This window comes from Candidatus Krumholzibacteriia bacterium (assembly GCA_030748535.1).
Taxonomy (GTDB): Bacteria; Krumholzibacteriota; Krumholzibacteriia; order JACNKJ01; family JACNKJ01; genus JASMLU01.
Map to the genome: position 1 here is coordinate 35,983 of JASMLU010000004.1, position 14,688 is coordinate 50,670.

Below are 14,688 nucleotides of genomic sequence, written 5' to 3' on the forward strand. Positions count from 1 at the left end.
TGTTCCTGCCTGCAAGCTAGAAGATCCCCCGGAGGCTGTCAAGAAAAACATCCGGGAAAGACTCTTGGCTATCTCCTTGACAGGCAATTACTTAGAGTCTTCCAGGGGGGAAATGTGCAATTCCTTCCACTGTTCCCCGGAAATCTCCGAAGGGGAGTCCACCATGAGGCTCTTCGCCTGCAGGGTCTTGGGAAAGGCAATGTAATCCCGGATGGAATCTCCCCCGTCGAGAACCATCAGAAGCCGGTCAAGCCCGGGGGCAATTCCCCCGTGGGGCGGAGCGCCGTAATCGAAGGCTCCGAGCAGGAAGCCGAAGCGTTTCTGGGCTTCCTCACGGTCGATTCCCACCACGCTCATGACCTTCTCCTGAAGATCCCGGCGATGGATACGAATACTTCCGCTCGCAAGTTCCACACCGTTGCACACCAGATCGTAAAGCTGGCCATGCACCCGTCCGGGATCGCTGTCCAGATACTCCATGTCCTCAGGTCTCGGCATGGTGAAGAGGTGATGCATGGCTCTCCACTCCCCTGAATCTTCCACCTGCTCGAACATGGGGAAGCGATGCACCCAGAGGAAGCGGAACTCGCCCCGGACAATCAAGTCCAGTTTGCGGGCAAGCTGGTTGCGTACGGCACCCATGGCCGAACAGCTGGTCTCCCAGCGGTCGGCCACCATGAGAAGAAGATCCCCGTCTTCCATTCCCGTTGCCGTCCGAAGCCTGTCGGCGATCTCACCCTCGAAAAACTTGGAGACGCCTCCCTTGAAGGCGCCCTCCTCCTGCTTCATCCAGGCCAGTCCCTTCGCACGGTAGGTCTTGGCAGCCTTTTCCAGTCCCTCAATTTCCTTTCGGGAGAAAGTGGCTCCTTGCGGAACACGGATTCCCCTCACCGCTCCCCCGGACTCCATCACGGAACGAAAAGCCTGAAACTCGCAATCAGCAGCGATCTCTCCAAGGTCCATCAGTTCGAGCCCAAAGCGAAGATCCGGCTTGTCGCTCCCATAGAGATCCATGACCTCATGAAAGCTCATGCGGGGAAAAGGGATCTCCAGATCACGATCCAGCACTTCCCGGAACACGGAGTGAAGCATTCCCTCAATTACCTCAAATACATCGTCCTCGGTGACGAAACTCATCTCCATGTCGATCTGCGTGTGCTCTGGCTGCCGGTCTCCGCGCAAATCCTCATCGCGGAAACAACGGGCCAACTGGAAGTACTTCTCGTAGCCGGCGACCATGAGCAACTGCTTGTAAAGCTGGGGGCTCTGGGGCAATGCGTAGAACTTGCCCGGGTGCACACGACTGGGAACCACGTAGTCACGCGCCCCCTCCGGAGTGCTTCGGATAAACATCGGGGTTTCGATCTCGCGGAAGCCCTGCTCCGAGAGATAGTTTCTTACCGCAAGAACCAGGCGGTGGCGGAAGCGGATTCTCTCCTGCATTTCCTTTCGCCGAAGATCGAGATAACGATACTGAAGGCGAAGATCCTCGGACACTTCTCCCTGATGGAAGTTCTCAATGGGAAAGGGAGGCGTCAGGCTTTCATTCAGCACCTTCAGTTCCGAGACCAGAACTTCCACATCCCCGCTCGGCATATCGGCATTGCGCATGCCCTCCGGGCGAAGACGAACCGTTCCTCGAACTGCAATGACCCACTCACTGCGAATCTCTGCGACCCGCAAGTCGCCCTCATCCTGAAACACCAACTGGCAGATTCCGCTCGAGTCCCGAAGATCCATGAAGGTCAAGCCCCCATGATCCCTGCTTCTTTGAACCCAGCCCATGAGCGTGAGTTCAGCGCCTTCGTCTCCGCTACGAAGTTCTCCGCATCCCTTTGTCTTCTTCCAGTCTCCGAGATTATCCTGTCTGCTCATTTCAATCCTGTTTCTGTTCTTCGTTCCTGCTGTCCACAACGGTACGAAGGAAGTCCATCAAATCCTCTTCAGCAAGCGTGACCTGCTCTCCGGAGTCCAGATCCTTGACCGTCAGCACCTTCTTCTCCAGTTCATCCTCTCCCAGAATCAAGGCGAAGCGAGCCTCCCGGGCATTGGCCGTCTTCAGTTGCGCCTTCATTCCTCTCGCAGTCCAGTCAATTTCCACGGGGAAGAGATCCCGCAGCATCCGGGCATAACGCTCCGCGGTGGCCTCTCCCCGGGGACAGAGTAGAACGAGATAGGCTCCGGATCGGGGAGCGGGAGGATTCTCCCTGTTCAATTCCTGCAGCAGCAACTCCAGTCGATCCATGCCGGAGGAAAAACCCACCGCGGGAGTCGGCGCGCCGCCGAGTTGCTCGACAAGTCGATCGTAGCGACCCCCACCGCCTAGAGCACTCTGCGCTCCCAGGCTGCTGTCATGTACTTCGAAAACTGTCCGGGTGTAGTAGTCCAGCCCTCGAACCAGGCTGTGATTGCGGTGGTAATCGATCCCCATCTTCTCCAGAAGAGACTCCAACTCTTCCTGATGGGAAGCACAGTCCCCGCAAAGAGAGTGAAGCGGTCTCGGCGCACTCTGCAGAGCCTCCTGACAGCTTGCGATCTTGCAGTCGAAAACCCTCATCGGATTCGACGCAGCACGATCACGGCAGGTAGCGCAGAGTTGATCTCCCAGATCCTGCAGGGCCGGACGGAGAACCTTCTCCAGGTAGTCCGGTCGACAGCAGTCGTCCCCGACACTTCCCAGTTCCACGACCGGCTTCTTCAATCCCAGTTCCCGGAGAGTGTCCACAAAGATCCCGATGACTTCGGCATCGAGAGCCGGAGCAGTAGAACCGAAGGCCTCCACTCCGAACTGGCTGAACTGGCGATAGCGACCTGCCTGCGGTCGATCGTAACGGAACATGGGACCAAGATAGGAGAGCCGCAGAATGCCCCCAGGGCCAAGAAGCCCGTTTTCCAGGACCATGCGAACCACCGGAGCCGTGCCCTCCGGGCGCAGGCTCAGTTCCCGGCCCTTCCGATCCAGGAAACTGTACATTTCCTTGCTGACCACATCGGTGTCCTCGCCCACGGATCGGCTGAAGAGTCCCGTTCTTTCAAAGACAGGAGTATCCACCTGCACATAGGCATAGCGGTCGCCCACACGCTCAAAGGTGGAGCGAAGGTGACGCCAGAGACTGCTTCTGTCGGGAGTCAGATCCCGGGTTCCCCGTGGTCGCTGAAAGTTCATCTCACTTCCTTCTCCAGAGGCCCCAGCGGAATGCCAGCCAGGCCCCCGCAAGTCCCCCCAGGCTGTCGGCCACCCAGTCGGCGGGATCGGAATCCCGGCCGGGGATCAGTTTCTGCCAGGACTCGTCCAGCATACCGACGAGGGATGCCACAGCGAGACCGAGAAGAAGAGACCGGGAAAGCCCCAGCCGCTTCCATCTTCCATCTCCCGCCAGAATCACAAATCCGAAGCCGCCGTACAGGACCAGGTGCAGCACCTTGTCGAGAGAAAGGGAACCCGGCTTCAGGGGAGTTCCGGGCAGGGAAGACAGTCCGAAAATCAGTATCAGGTATGGAATCCAGGCGCGCCCCATGGTCCCTTCTTTCAGGAGCAGACTACGCAGAGAAAGAGGGATTTACCAGAAGGAAATCGCAAGGAATCAGCTTTCCTCGTGAGAGCGGATCGCCGATAGAACTTCCGCGGGACTTCCTGCTTCCCGCAACTTCTTGCGCAGTGGCTCCCCGTGGATCAGACGGGAAATGCGAGCCAGGATTTTCACATGATCGCTGCCCTGTTCCTCGGGACCGAGAATCAGGAAGATCAGATCCACAGGGCGGCCATCCACCGCATCAAAGTCCAGGGGAGTCGAGGGACGGAGGAAGACCAGGTGCATCTGGAGAACACCCGAGGACTGGGCATGAGGGATGGCAACTCCCTCGCCGATTCCCGTACTCATGATTTCTTCCCGGAGTTCAAGATCACGAAGAACCTGTCCGGTGTCCCTGACCAGATCGCTTTCCTCAAGCTGCCCGAGTGCCTGTGCAAAAAGCGCATTCTTCTCCCCCGCCTCAAGGCCGAGGAAGATCCTGCTTTCATCCAGATAGTCGCACAATCGCATCCGGGGAACCTCCGTTTCCCAGTCTAGGTTGCAGGGAGGAAACAAGTCAAGGTGTGAAGGACTCATCTCCCTTTTCGATTCGAAGCCGCACTTTCACGGTCTCTTCGCTCAACTGAACGCCAGTAATATTCGGCGGGATGATCGCCACCTCCAGTTCCACATCCTCCCGATACTCCGTCAGATCCAGAGCTTCGGTGTAGAGATGTCCTCGGCGGAGAAGGTACTGAACCTCGTTGGCCGGCCCCCGGACACTCACCCTCGCGGGCCTGACCATGGGGATTCCCTCCAGGGCCCAGGGCTTCTGCGGCTCTCTTGCAATGTCCACATGGACGGGCAAGACCACTTCGCCGACCTTGAGAATCTTCACGGCCAGATGATCCGGAGAAATGCTGATCACATCTCCCGTGAACTGCCTTGATAACTGGAGTGCTTCCATGTTCAGGGGGACATAACGAGCCTCGGAATCCTCCTGGACCGCAAAATCGACTTCCAGGCGAGGGGGAATCTGCTTCAGCCAGAACAGTGCGGCGGCCTTTGCTCGAAACTGGACACTGACAAAGGGGTTCGGAGTGCTTTCATACATGAGAGAGTCCGGAAGTTCGGGGAGCTGAAGAGAGACCTGCAGGGTCCGGGTTTCCTCATCCTGAAAGTTGACAGCGGCCCAGAGAAGCAGGGCAAGCAGAACGCTTGTCAATTTCATGACGCGATTTCTGAAAAGCCGTGTTCCCATTTTATCCCTTGACCAGGATTTTCTGACCCACCCGAATCAGGTGAGGGCTCCTGATGCGGTTATCTCGCATGATTTTTCTCATGCTCACGCCGTACTGTCTTGCAATCCCCGAAAGGGTTTCCCCTTTCCTTACCTGGTGCAGGATCTTTCGTTCCTTGTCCCCAAGCACCACAAGTCTCTGTCCGGGAAAAATCCGGTTTGAGGAATTCAGCCCGTTGACCTCTTTCAGTTCCTTCAGGCTCACCCCGTTTCTTCTCGCAATGGAACTGAGATTGTCCCCTTTCCGAACACGATAGACCAGCTTTTTCCTCTTGGAAAAGAGCGGATCCTTGAGAGAACTGGCGTTCTTGCGGAAATAGCGGTCCACGGAATCGACAAGCCAGTTGGCCATCTTTTGCCGCCCCTGCTTGCTCCCCAGAAGTTCCCGATCCCTCGAATTGCTCAGAAAGCCGGTCTCCACAAGAATCGAGGGCATGTCAACTGTCTTGCAGATCGCAAGACCCGCCCTTTTCACTCCGCGGCTCTTCATGCCGGGGGTTTTGCGGGCAAGACGATGAGCCTCATTCGCCATGGAATAACTTCGTGCCAGAACCCTCTTCATCCTCTCATCGAGGACCAACTGCACGGACTGCCTTCCCTCGCTGATGACTCCCCCAGCAAGATCGGCCCTGTTTTCCCGATCCGCCAGAACCTGTGCCTTTCGACTGCTTGCCCCGCGAAGCGACAGGTAGAAGACTTCCTGCCCCCGCGCCCGGGAATTGGGGGCCGTGTTGCAGTGAATGCTCAGGAGAAGATCGCCGCCAGCACGACTGGCAATGCGGCGACGTTCTCCCAGGGAAAGGGTCTTGTCCTTTTCGCGGGTCAGGATCACCCGATAGCCGGACATCCCTGAGAACTCCTTCTTCATCCTTTTGGCAATATCGAGAACGATGCTCTTTTCCCGGAGCTTGCCGCGGATGGCTCCCGGGTCTTCCCCACCATGGCCGGGGTCCAGGACAATCACAATGTCCCGCTCTTTGAAGGGAGCTGGTTTTTGGGCGCGGACCGGGCCTCGAAGAGCGGGAAAGACATCCAGCACAATGCGATGGGGTTTCTTGCCGGGGACGGCGTTCAGAGAGAAAACCTTGTACTTCTGTGCCCCCTGAAGATCCAGAACCACCTGGGCTCCTCGCCTCAGCTTGTTGGAACGAATTGTCTTCACTTCTGCGCTCGACACCGTCCGGGGGCGAAGCGAGGTGGCAAAGCGAACCCCGGGCAGGTCAAGGACCAGGCGTTCCGGGTTCGATCTTGTACTCAGTTCGTAATGGGACGAGGAACTGAGGTCAATGACCACGCGGGTCTTGTCCTTCTGGCTGGAATGCCGGATGCCGGTGATCTCCGGACGAGCCAAGGCCAGAAGGGGAAGGAGACAGAGAAGAGCAATGACTCTAGTTTTCACCCAGCCTCCTCATCAGGTCATCTTCCTCGTCAGAGAAAAGTAGAATTCCCTCGCGATTGAGCAGAGCAGCCGTCACGCCCTGTTCATCCAGCACCTTCTCCTTTCGAGTGATCTGCCTCACTCCACAGGAAGGGCTTCTTTCCTTGAGTATGGCTGTGTCACAGGAATGAAAGCGGGCAAGTTCCAGACTGGCCTGCGCCCCTCGCCGGAAATTCTCACTAAGGTCATTTCCCGTGGAATCCAGCACCCGGCTTCTGCCTTCGAGAACATCCTGTCCATTGCCAGATTCAATTTCAGCGGGCGGTCGCGGGGTGGCCAGACCCCCCATCTGTTCCGGGCAGGCGGGAATCAGAAGGAAGCCCTCCCTGAGCGCGTCCAACTGGGGGTGCGCACGGCGCTTGCCATCATAGCGACAGTTCAGACCCAGCAGGCAGGTGCTGATCAGTACCGGTTTTTTCCTGGGATGTTCGGTATTCATGGACTCCCCGCACTATTGATGCACGAGGTTTATCTAGGCTTTGCAGGGAAGATCAGTCAACCACGAAATCTCTCGCCAGGATGAAATCGCGGGGATTCATGGCCTTGTCGTCCCGGATCACCTCGTAATGCAGATGCGGAGCAGTGGAATGCCCCGTACTTCCTACCCCTGCGATGACATCGCCGCGGGCCACCTTTTGCCCCTTGCTCACCTCAATCCGGTCACAGTGGGCATAGCGGGTGACGAAGCCATTGCCATGATCAACTTCGACGGTGTTTCCGAAGTGAACATTGGAGTAGCGCACTTTCCGCACCCGCCCGTCGGCCGTAGAAAAGATCGGGGTGCCCTTCGGGGCTCCGAGATCCAGTCCGCGGTGGAAGGAGGGTTTGCCGGTAAAGGGATCGATCCTGCGACCGTAGCGGCTGGTCGTCCGTCCCTTGAGCAGGGGCCAGATCGAGGGGATCCGGCTCAACTCTTCCCGGGAATCCAGCAACTCACCATAGACTTCCTCGGCAGACTGCTTGAGAACATGGGCGCGACCGAGTAGCCCTTCCAGCTTTCTGGCAAGAGTGGAGGCCACATCTTCAAAACCGGGTAGCCCCGGCCCACCGACACCACCTTCCAGTGCAGCGTCATCAAGAGGCGCAAGTTCTGCCAGATGGCGGGTCCAGATTTCAAAACGCTCGGTCTCTTCCAGAGAACCCTCCAGTTCCTGCATCCGGTTCTCGAGGGAGGCCAGTTCCCGGTGCAGGCGCTGGTTCTCCTCTTCCATGCCCAGAAGACGACTCTCCGACTGGATGCGGAACAGGGCGGGGAGGAGGAGAATGAGGAATAGCAGAAACAGGGCTCCCGGCAGGGTTCCCTGGAGGGATTCGCGCCTCGACCGCGCTTCGCCCTCTCCCGGAGTGTTTTCCGGGTGCGAAATATTCTGAATTGACTTTTTCATCAGCTTGTAAGGCTTTTAATTGTAAGCCCTTCCAGTGCCAATGTCAACAGGGCCGGCTATCGCTTCTCCGTGGAAATAAAGTCCCTCCCCAGAGGAGCCCCCGTGTAATGGAAACGCGGACGATAGATCCGGTTATCCTCCATCTGCTCGAAATGGTGGGCCAGCCAGCCCACTACTCTCGAAATCGCAAAGACCGGCGTGAAGAAATCCCTCGGCAAACCGAGAGCCTTGTAGAGAACTCCCGAGAAGAAGTCCACATTCGGCCAGAGATCCTTCTTGCCCTTCGCCTGGAATTGGGCTTCCGCGACCTCGTAGAAGTGGTTGGCCTTCTTCAGGCACTTGTTCATCTCCGGGTCATTGACCACCAGATCGGCAGCCAGAAGACGGAGGATTTTCGCACGAGGATCCATGACCTTGTAGACACGGTGCCCGAAGCCCATGATCTTTTCCTTGTTCGCAATCCTGTCCTCGATGAAGGGCTCGACCTCGTCGATTTCCTCAATGCTCTCGAGCATGTGGATGACCTTCTCGTTCGCTCCTCCGTGAAGTGGCCCGGAGAGGGAACCGAGAGCCGCGACCACGGAGGTGTAGATGTCTGCCTCCGTAGAAGTCACCACACGATTGGTAAAGGTGGAGTTGTTGCAACCGTGATCCATGTGGAGGGTCAGGGCCACATCGAAGACACGAGCCTCCTGTTCATTGGGCTCTTCCCCGCGAAGCATGTAGAGGTAGTTCGCAGCGTGGCTGAGATCCTCCCGGGGTTCCACCGTCCGGATTCCCCGGCGAAGGTTGTCGAAATAGGTCACGACAAGAGGGATCTTCGCAATAATGCGGATGGCCTTGCGGCGCTTTGCCTCTTCAGACTTGTCGGCGATCTCCGAATCATGCATGGCCAGCTGTGCGACGAGAGCCTGCAAGACGGCCATGGGATGCCCGTCCCTTGGCGTCAGGGTGATGATGCTCTTCAGGTGGGGATCCAGATAGCGCTCTGCCAGAAGCTCCTGCTCGAAAGCCTCCAACTGCCCGGCGTCGGGAAGCTCTCCATAGAGGAGGAGATAGGACGCTTCCTCAAAACTGCAGTGTTTGGCAAGATCCTCAATGTCGTAGCCGCAGTAATAGAGCTTGCCGTTTTGACCATCGACAAAGCTTAGCCCACTCGTATTGGCAATGACGCCCTCAAGACCGGGCGCGAATTCGACCGCCTTCTCCATCTTCCAGCCCCCCTATTTCAGTGGTAAACGTATGTGAACTAAATAGCAAGATCCCCGGAGAATAGCAAGGGGTTTGCCTAGCGATCAAGCTCGCCGGTCACCTTCTCCACCGCCTCGAGAATCCGGCATTCCGAGACCATTTTCTGCAGGCGATTGTGTTCGGGATAGAGGGGACGGTCTACATCGAGGAAATCCACCTCCTCGCGGATGGTATCTCTTGCGGCCCGGCTGCCCTGCCCGGGATCATAGTCCCGCAGATCGAGAGCCTGTGCGGCGGCAAAGAACTCGATCCCGAGAACCCCGGCTGCGATGTCGAGGATCTTGCGGGTCTTCAGGGCGGAGTTCATTCCCATGGAGACGAAATCCTCCTGGTCGGCCGCTGCGGGAATGCTCTGGAAGTAGGCCGGAGTAGCGAGGATCTTCTGCTCGACGATCTGCATGTCGGCCGTGTACTGGCTGAGCATCAGGCCGGAAAACATCCCCGCTCCCTTTGTCAGAAATGGAGGAAGTCCGGCGCTGAGTGCAGGATTGGTCAGACGGTTCATGCGCCGCTCGGAGAGGACACAGACCATGGTGATGGCACCACCGAGATGGTCCAGAGGCATGCTCATCGGCGTTCCCTGGAAATTGGCTCCCGTCAGAACGGTCTCGTCCTCCGGCAGGAATACCGGATTGTCGCCCACTCCATTGGCCTCGATCTCCAGTTGCTCGCGAGTCCAGCGCAACTGGTCTCGGGCCGCACCGATGACTTGCGGCGTGGAACGCATGGAATAGGCATCTTGCACGCGAGTCTTTTCCTTCCCGCTCTGCAGGTCACTGCCCTCGATCAGCTTCTTCAGGTTTTTCGCCGAAGTGACAGCACCCGGGAAGCCCCTCAATTCGTGAAGCCGCTCATCATAGGGCTTCAGGTTGGCCTTCAGGGCCTCGAGACTCATGGCGGCGGCGATTTCAGCCTGCAGGATCCAGCGCTCGGCATCGTAGACGGTCAGCATTCCGATGGCGGTAATCAGGTTTGAACCGTTGATCGTGGCCAGACCGTCGCGAGCCTCCAGACCCGGAGCCTCCAGGCCCGCCTTCTTCAGACCCTCTGCCGAGGGCAGCTTCTCACCTTCGAAAAAGACCTCCCCCTCTCCCATCAAGACCAGGGCAATCTGGCTCATCGGGGCCAGGTCGCCACAGGCTCCCACGGATCCCTTCTCGCAGACCACCGGGGTAACGCCGGTGTTGAGCATGTCGATCAGGGCCTGGGTAATCTCGGGTCTGCAGGCGGAGTGGCCATTGGCATGGACATTGGCCCGGAGCAACATGGCACCGCGAACATGTTCGATCGGCGCAGGCTCCCCGATGCCGGCCGAGTGGTTGTAGATGAGGTACTTCTGGAATTCCCGGACCTGATCGTCATCGAGCACGACCTCGGAAAACTCCCCGATCCCGGTATTGACTCCATACATGATCTCGCGAGCCTCGATGCGCTCTTCAATGAAGGCCCGGCATCGACGGATGCGCTCGAGAGCTTCCGGATGAAGTGCCACTTTTTCACCGAGACGAGCAACAGAAACCAGGGATTCGATGGTCAGATCCTGACCGCTTAGAACGACAGACATGGGACTCTCCCTCTCAGAATCGTCCGCACAGAAAAGGCGGGCGTTCACGCACAATGGGTGAATCGCTCCCGCCCTCCCCGCAGCAAGCGCAGAACGCTCCGCGTGACTCTATTATGAAACCCCGCCCGTGTTGCGTCAAGGGTTGTGCCTCTGAGAATGTACCTGGCCTTCTTCCTGCCCAAACGATACAATACCAATTTGGTACGGTTTCTCTCTTGCAATTCCGGCAAGCCTTTACTAGACTTGTGACAGAATCATGACCTGTCTGGTACGATTTAGGAGCGATTTGATCCGTCTCAGCAAACTGGCCGACTATGGCGTCGTTCTCATGATCTTCCTCGCCGACCACCGGGAACAGGAAAGCTGGTCCGCCCGGGAACTCTCCGACGAGGTGCGCCTCCCCCTGCCCACCGTCAGCAAGCTGCTTCGAAAGCTGGCCGCCGCCCGGATCCTCTCCAGTCGCCGTGGAGTGCGGGGCGGCTATCGCCTTGCACGCGGGGCAGAAGACATCTCTCTTGCGGACATCCTTCTTGCCATCGAAGGCCCCATGGCGGTGACCGACTGCACCGCCGATGACGGAAAGCGCTGCGAACATGAAGACGGCTGTAGCGCACGAAGCACCTGGGGACAGGTCAACCAGCGAATCCTGAACTCTCTCAGGGAAGTGAAGCTCGCGGAAATGGGCGGCAAGTTGCTGCTGGGGATGGCAAGAAGCAACCGCAACCATGGTGAAGAGGCCCGCAAATGAGTGAGAGAAAGCAGAACGAGAAGGATCTTCTTCGAGGAATTGCCGATCAGGAGTACCGCTACGGCTTCGTCACCGATATTGAGTCGGACACGATCCCGCCGGGTCTGAGCGAAGAGACCATTCGTCTGATTTCCGATAAGAAAGAGGAGCCGGACTGGCTTCTTGAGTATCGACTGAAGGCTTTCCGCCACTGGCAGACCCTGAGCGAACCGATGTGGGCCAAGGTGGACTATGAACCCATCGACTACCAGGCCATCAGCTATTACTCGGCTCCAAAGAAGAAGAAAGGCCTGAAGAGCCTGGAAGAAGTGGATCCAGAGCTTCGCGACACCTTTGACAAGTTGGGGATTCCCCTGGATGAACAGAAGCGGCTTTCCGGTGTCGCCGTGGATGCCGTTTTCGACAGCGTATCGGTCGCCACGACCTTCCGGGACAAGCTGGCCGAGCAGGACATCATCTTCTGCCCGTTTTCCGAAGCGGTTCGCGAACATCCCGATCTGGTCCGGAAGTATCTGGGCTCGGTGGTCCCCTACACCGACAACTTCTTTGCGGCACTCAATTCTGCCGTCTTTTCCGATGGTTCCTTTGTCTACATTCCCCCGGGTGTCAGCTGCCCCATGGAGCTTTCCACCTACTTCCGCATCAATGCGGCACAAACCGGGCAGTTCGAGCGAACCCTGATTGTCGCCGATGAGGGAAGTTCCGTCAGTTATCTGGAAGGCTGCACCGCTCCCATGCGCGACGAAAACCAGTTGCATGCCGCAATCGTGGAACTGGTCGCTCTCAAGGACGCGAAGATCAAGTACTCCACGGTGCAAAACTGGTATCCCGGGGACGAGGAAGGGCGAGGGGGCATCTACAACTTTGTCACCAAGCGCGGGCTTTGCGCAGGAGATCGTTCGAAGATATCCTGGACACAGGTGGAAACCGGCTCGGCCATTACCTGGAAGTATCCGGGCTGTGTGCTCAAGGGCGATGACTCGATCGGCGAGTTCTATTCCGTGGCTCTCTCGAACCGCCTTCAGCAGGCCGACACCGGGACGAAGATGGTTCACATCGGGAAAAACACGAAGAGCACGATCATCTCCAAGGGCATCTCGGCGGGACGCGGGCAGCAGACCTACCGGGGTCTTGTGCGCATCGGGAGCAAGGCGGAGAATGCGAGAAACTACACACAATGTGACTCCCTGCTCATCGGGGATCGCTGTGGCGCGCACACCTTCCCCGTGATCGAAACCCGAAACCCCGGTGCCAAGGTAGAGCATGAAGCCTCCGCCTCGAAAATCGGAGAAGACCAACTCTTCTACTGCCTTCAGAGGGGAATCGCAGCGGAAGATGCGGTCAGCATGATCGTCAACGGTTTCTGCAAAGAGGTCTTTGAGGAACTGCCGATGGAGTTTGCCGTGGAAGCACAGAAGCTCCTCGGTGTCAGTCTTGAAGGAAGCGTTGGATAGGAGAACGATGCTGGAGATTCGTGATTTAAGAGCTCGCGTGGGCGATAAAGAGATTCTCAAGGGAGTCAACCTGACCATCAAGCCGGGAGAGGTTCACGCCATCATGGGCCCGAACGGTTCGGGCAAAAGCACCCTCTCCCAGATCCTGGGAGGGAATGAAGCCTTTGAGGTAACCGGAGGCCAAGTGCTCTATGAGGGACGCAACCTGCTGGCGCTTCCTCCTGAAGAGCGAGCGCGGGAAGGTCTCTTTCTGGCCTTTCAGTACCCCGTAGAAATCCCGGGTGTCAGCAACCTCTATTTCCTTCGCACCGCGATCAATGCCCAAAGGAAACACCGGGGCGAGAAGGAACTGGACGCCATGGACTTTCTGGATCTTGCCCAGGAAAAGATGGACCTCTTCGGACTCGACCGGAAGCTCATGATTCGCTCCCTGAATGTCGGTTTCTCCGGCGGGGAAAAGAAGCGCAATGAAGGTTTCCAGATGGCCATGCTGGAACCGAAACTCGCGGTTCTTGATGAGACTGACTCCGGTCTCGACATCGATGCCCTGAAGGTCGTGGCACAAGGAGTGAATTCCCTTCGAAGCCCGGAACGCTCCCAACTGGTGATCACGCACTACCAGCGCCTTCTTGACTACATCATACCGGATGTCGTGCATGTTCTCAGCGGCGGGCGCATCCTGATGACCGGCGGCAAGGAACTCGCTCTGGAGCTGGAGAAGAACGGCTACGGATGGATCAGCGAAAAGGTAAAGAGGGCATGAGAGAACCGGGATATTTCGAAGGGCACTTCGAAGCCTTTCTCAAGACCCGAAACCGGGAAGCCTCCTGGATTCGTGAAATCCGTGCTGCGGGAATGGCCCATTTCCGGGAACTTGGCTTCCCGAAAGGGGCGGAGCCGAATGAAGACTGCCACACTCTCCCCTCCGCTCCCGCGGAACTGGATCCTGCCCGGCTCGATGCCTGGAAATTCGGGGATTCCCATTTGCTTGTTTTCCTTGACGGAAGCTACCGGGAAGAACTGTCCAGTCCGGGAGAACTTCCGCCCGGAGTCAAGGTGGGAAGTCTCCGTCGCGCCCTGAGTGAGGGAAATCTGGCACCCTGGTTCGGAGAGCGTTGCCGCCCCGAGAGGGAGGCTCTGGTGGCCCTCAACACGGCCTTCTTCGACGATGGTGCCTATCTTCATCTTCCCCGAAATCTCTCTCTCGAAAAACCCGTGCATCTTCTCTTCCTCGGCTCTCCGGGAAAGGCATCGTTCCCGAGAACGCTGGTCCGGCTGGAGAAGGGAGCTTCCCTGCAACTGGTAGAATGCAGCGGAAGCCTGAACGGGGAGTCTCACTTCAGCAATGCCGTGACCGAGATTTCCTGCGCCTCGGGAAGCCGTCTCGATCACTACCGGATCCGCCGGGAGAATCTACAGGCAGAACACTATTCCTGGACAGGCGTCGGGCAATCCCATGGCAGTCGCTATCGCAGTTACGAGGTATCCCTCGGCGGAGCCAAACTCCACAGTGAAACCTTCGCACAACTGGAAGACACCCGTGCCGAATGCCAGCTCGACGGGCTCTATCTAGCCAGCGGCAAACAGAGGATGAAGCACCGAAGCCGCGTTGAGCACCTGAGCCCCGACTGCAAGACCCGTGAACACTATCGGGGCATTCTCAACGACAAGGCCAACGCAGCCTTCCAGGGACTAATCCTCGTGGAACAGGGCGCCCAGCACACCGTGGCCGAACAGAAGAACCGCAACCTGCTTCTGTCCGAAAACGCAATCGTGGAAAGTCGCCCCGAGTTGGAAATCCACGCAGACGATGTGCAGTGTTCCCATGGTTCGACCACGGGGCAACTCGATCCCGCGCAGATCTTCTTCCTCAGAAGTCGTGGCATCGGGGAAGAAACCGCCCGGGCCCTTTTGACCTATGCCTTTGCCAGTGAAGTTCTCGACCGAATGGAACTGGAGCCATTACGACAGACCCTCAGTGCGGAACTTCGTCGACGGCTTCCCCGGGGGGAAACCATCGAGGCCAGCCTCTAGGA

14 protein-coding genes are annotated in these 14,688 nt (G+C 57.8%); 4 read left to right on the plus strand and 10 right to left on the minus strand.

Annotated elements, in window-relative coordinates; genetic code table 11:
• Positions 1–87: 87 nt before the first annotated feature.
• From aspS to QGH30_06245, 10 genes are all read right to left on the minus strand, one after another.
• Positions 88–1,875, minus strand: a complete 1,788-nt coding sequence (aspS, locus tag QGH30_06200) for an aspartate--tRNA ligase (protein ID MDP7021928.1) — start codon at positions 1,873–1,875, stop codon at positions 88–90.
• Between the two features lies 1 nt (position 1,876).
• On the minus strand, positions 1,877–3,166 hold the full coding sequence (gene hisS / locus QGH30_06205; protein ID MDP7021929.1) for a histidine--tRNA ligase: 1,290 nt from the start codon (positions 3,164–3,166) through the stop codon (positions 1,877–1,879).
• 1 nt (position 3,167) lies between these two features.
• A complete protein-coding gene (locus tag QGH30_06210; GenBank protein MDP7021930.1) occupies positions 3,168–3,518 on the minus strand; it encodes a VanZ family protein in 351 nt (116 codons plus the stop codon).
• A gap of 66 nt (positions 3,519–3,584) precedes the next feature.
• On the minus strand, positions 3,585–4,043 hold the full coding sequence (locus tag QGH30_06215) for a PTS sugar transporter subunit IIA (protein ID MDP7021931.1): 459 nt from the start codon (positions 4,041–4,043) through the stop codon (positions 3,585–3,587).
• Between the two features lie 46 nt (positions 4,044–4,089).
• On the minus strand, positions 4,090–4,743 hold the full coding sequence (locus tag QGH30_06220) for a YbbR-like domain-containing protein (GenBank protein MDP7021932.1): 654 nt from the start codon (positions 4,741–4,743) through the stop codon (positions 4,090–4,092).
• 31 nt (positions 4,744–4,774) lie between these two features.
• Positions 4,775–6,211, minus strand: coding sequence for an N-acetylmuramoyl-L-alanine amidase (locus QGH30_06225; protein ID MDP7021933.1), 1,437 nt, complete (start codon positions 6,209–6,211; stop codon positions 4,775–4,777).
• The gene (locus QGH30_06230; protein ID MDP7021934.1) at positions 6,201–6,689 is read right to left on the minus strand and encodes a DUF523 domain-containing protein; all 489 of its coding nucleotides are present in this window, start codon (positions 6,687–6,689) and stop codon (positions 6,201–6,203) included. The genes QGH30_06225 and QGH30_06230 overlap by 11 nt, the downstream gene beginning before the upstream one ends.
• A 52-nt stretch (positions 6,690–6,741) precedes the next feature.
• On the minus strand, positions 6,742–7,635 hold the full coding sequence (locus tag QGH30_06235) for a M23 family metallopeptidase (protein MDP7021935.1): 894 nt from the start codon (positions 7,633–7,635) through the stop codon (positions 6,742–6,744).
• Between the two features lie 56 nt (positions 7,636–7,691).
• The gene (locus QGH30_06240; protein ID MDP7021936.1) at positions 7,692–8,846 is read right to left on the minus strand and encodes a citrate/2-methylcitrate synthase; all 1,155 of its coding nucleotides are present in this window, start codon (positions 8,844–8,846) and stop codon (positions 7,692–7,694) included.
• 77 nt (positions 8,847–8,923) lie between these two features.
• Positions 8,924–10,450: an aromatic amino acid ammonia-lyase gene (locus QGH30_06245; protein MDP7021937.1), complete on the minus strand. Its 1,527-nt coding sequence runs from the start codon at positions 10,448–10,450 to the stop codon at positions 8,924–8,926.
• A gap of 286 nt (positions 10,451–10,736) precedes the next feature.
• Here QGH30_06245 and QGH30_06250 point away from each other — a divergent pair, with 286 nt between their 5' ends.
• Genes QGH30_06250 through sufD form a run of 4 tightly spaced genes read left to right on the plus strand, consistent with a single transcriptional unit; the run spans position 10,737 to position 14,686 of the window.
• Positions 10,737–11,198, plus strand: coding sequence for an SUF system Fe-S cluster assembly regulator (locus QGH30_06250; protein ID MDP7021938.1), 462 nt, complete (start codon positions 10,737–10,739; stop codon positions 11,196–11,198).
• Positions 11,195–12,652 carry a Fe-S cluster assembly protein SufB gene (sufB, locus tag QGH30_06255; GenBank protein ID MDP7021939.1) on the plus strand — a complete coding sequence of 486 codons (1,458 nt, stop codon included), beginning with the start codon at positions 11,195–11,197 and terminating at the stop codon, positions 12,650–12,652. Before QGH30_06250 ends, sufB begins: the two co-directional genes overlap by 4 nt.
• 7 nt (positions 12,653–12,659) lie before the next feature.
• Positions 12,660–13,415 (plus strand): Fe-S cluster assembly ATPase SufC, encoded by a 756-nt coding sequence (sufC, locus tag QGH30_06260; protein ID MDP7021940.1) that lies wholly within the window; start codon positions 12,660–12,662, stop codon positions 13,413–13,415.
• Positions 13,412–14,686 carry a Fe-S cluster assembly protein SufD gene (gene sufD, locus QGH30_06265; GenBank protein ID MDP7021941.1) on the plus strand — a complete coding sequence of 425 codons (1,275 nt, stop codon included), beginning with the start codon at positions 13,412–13,414 and terminating at the stop codon, positions 14,684–14,686. Before sufC ends, sufD begins: the two co-directional genes overlap by 4 nt.
• Positions 14,687–14,688 lie beyond the last annotated feature (2 nt).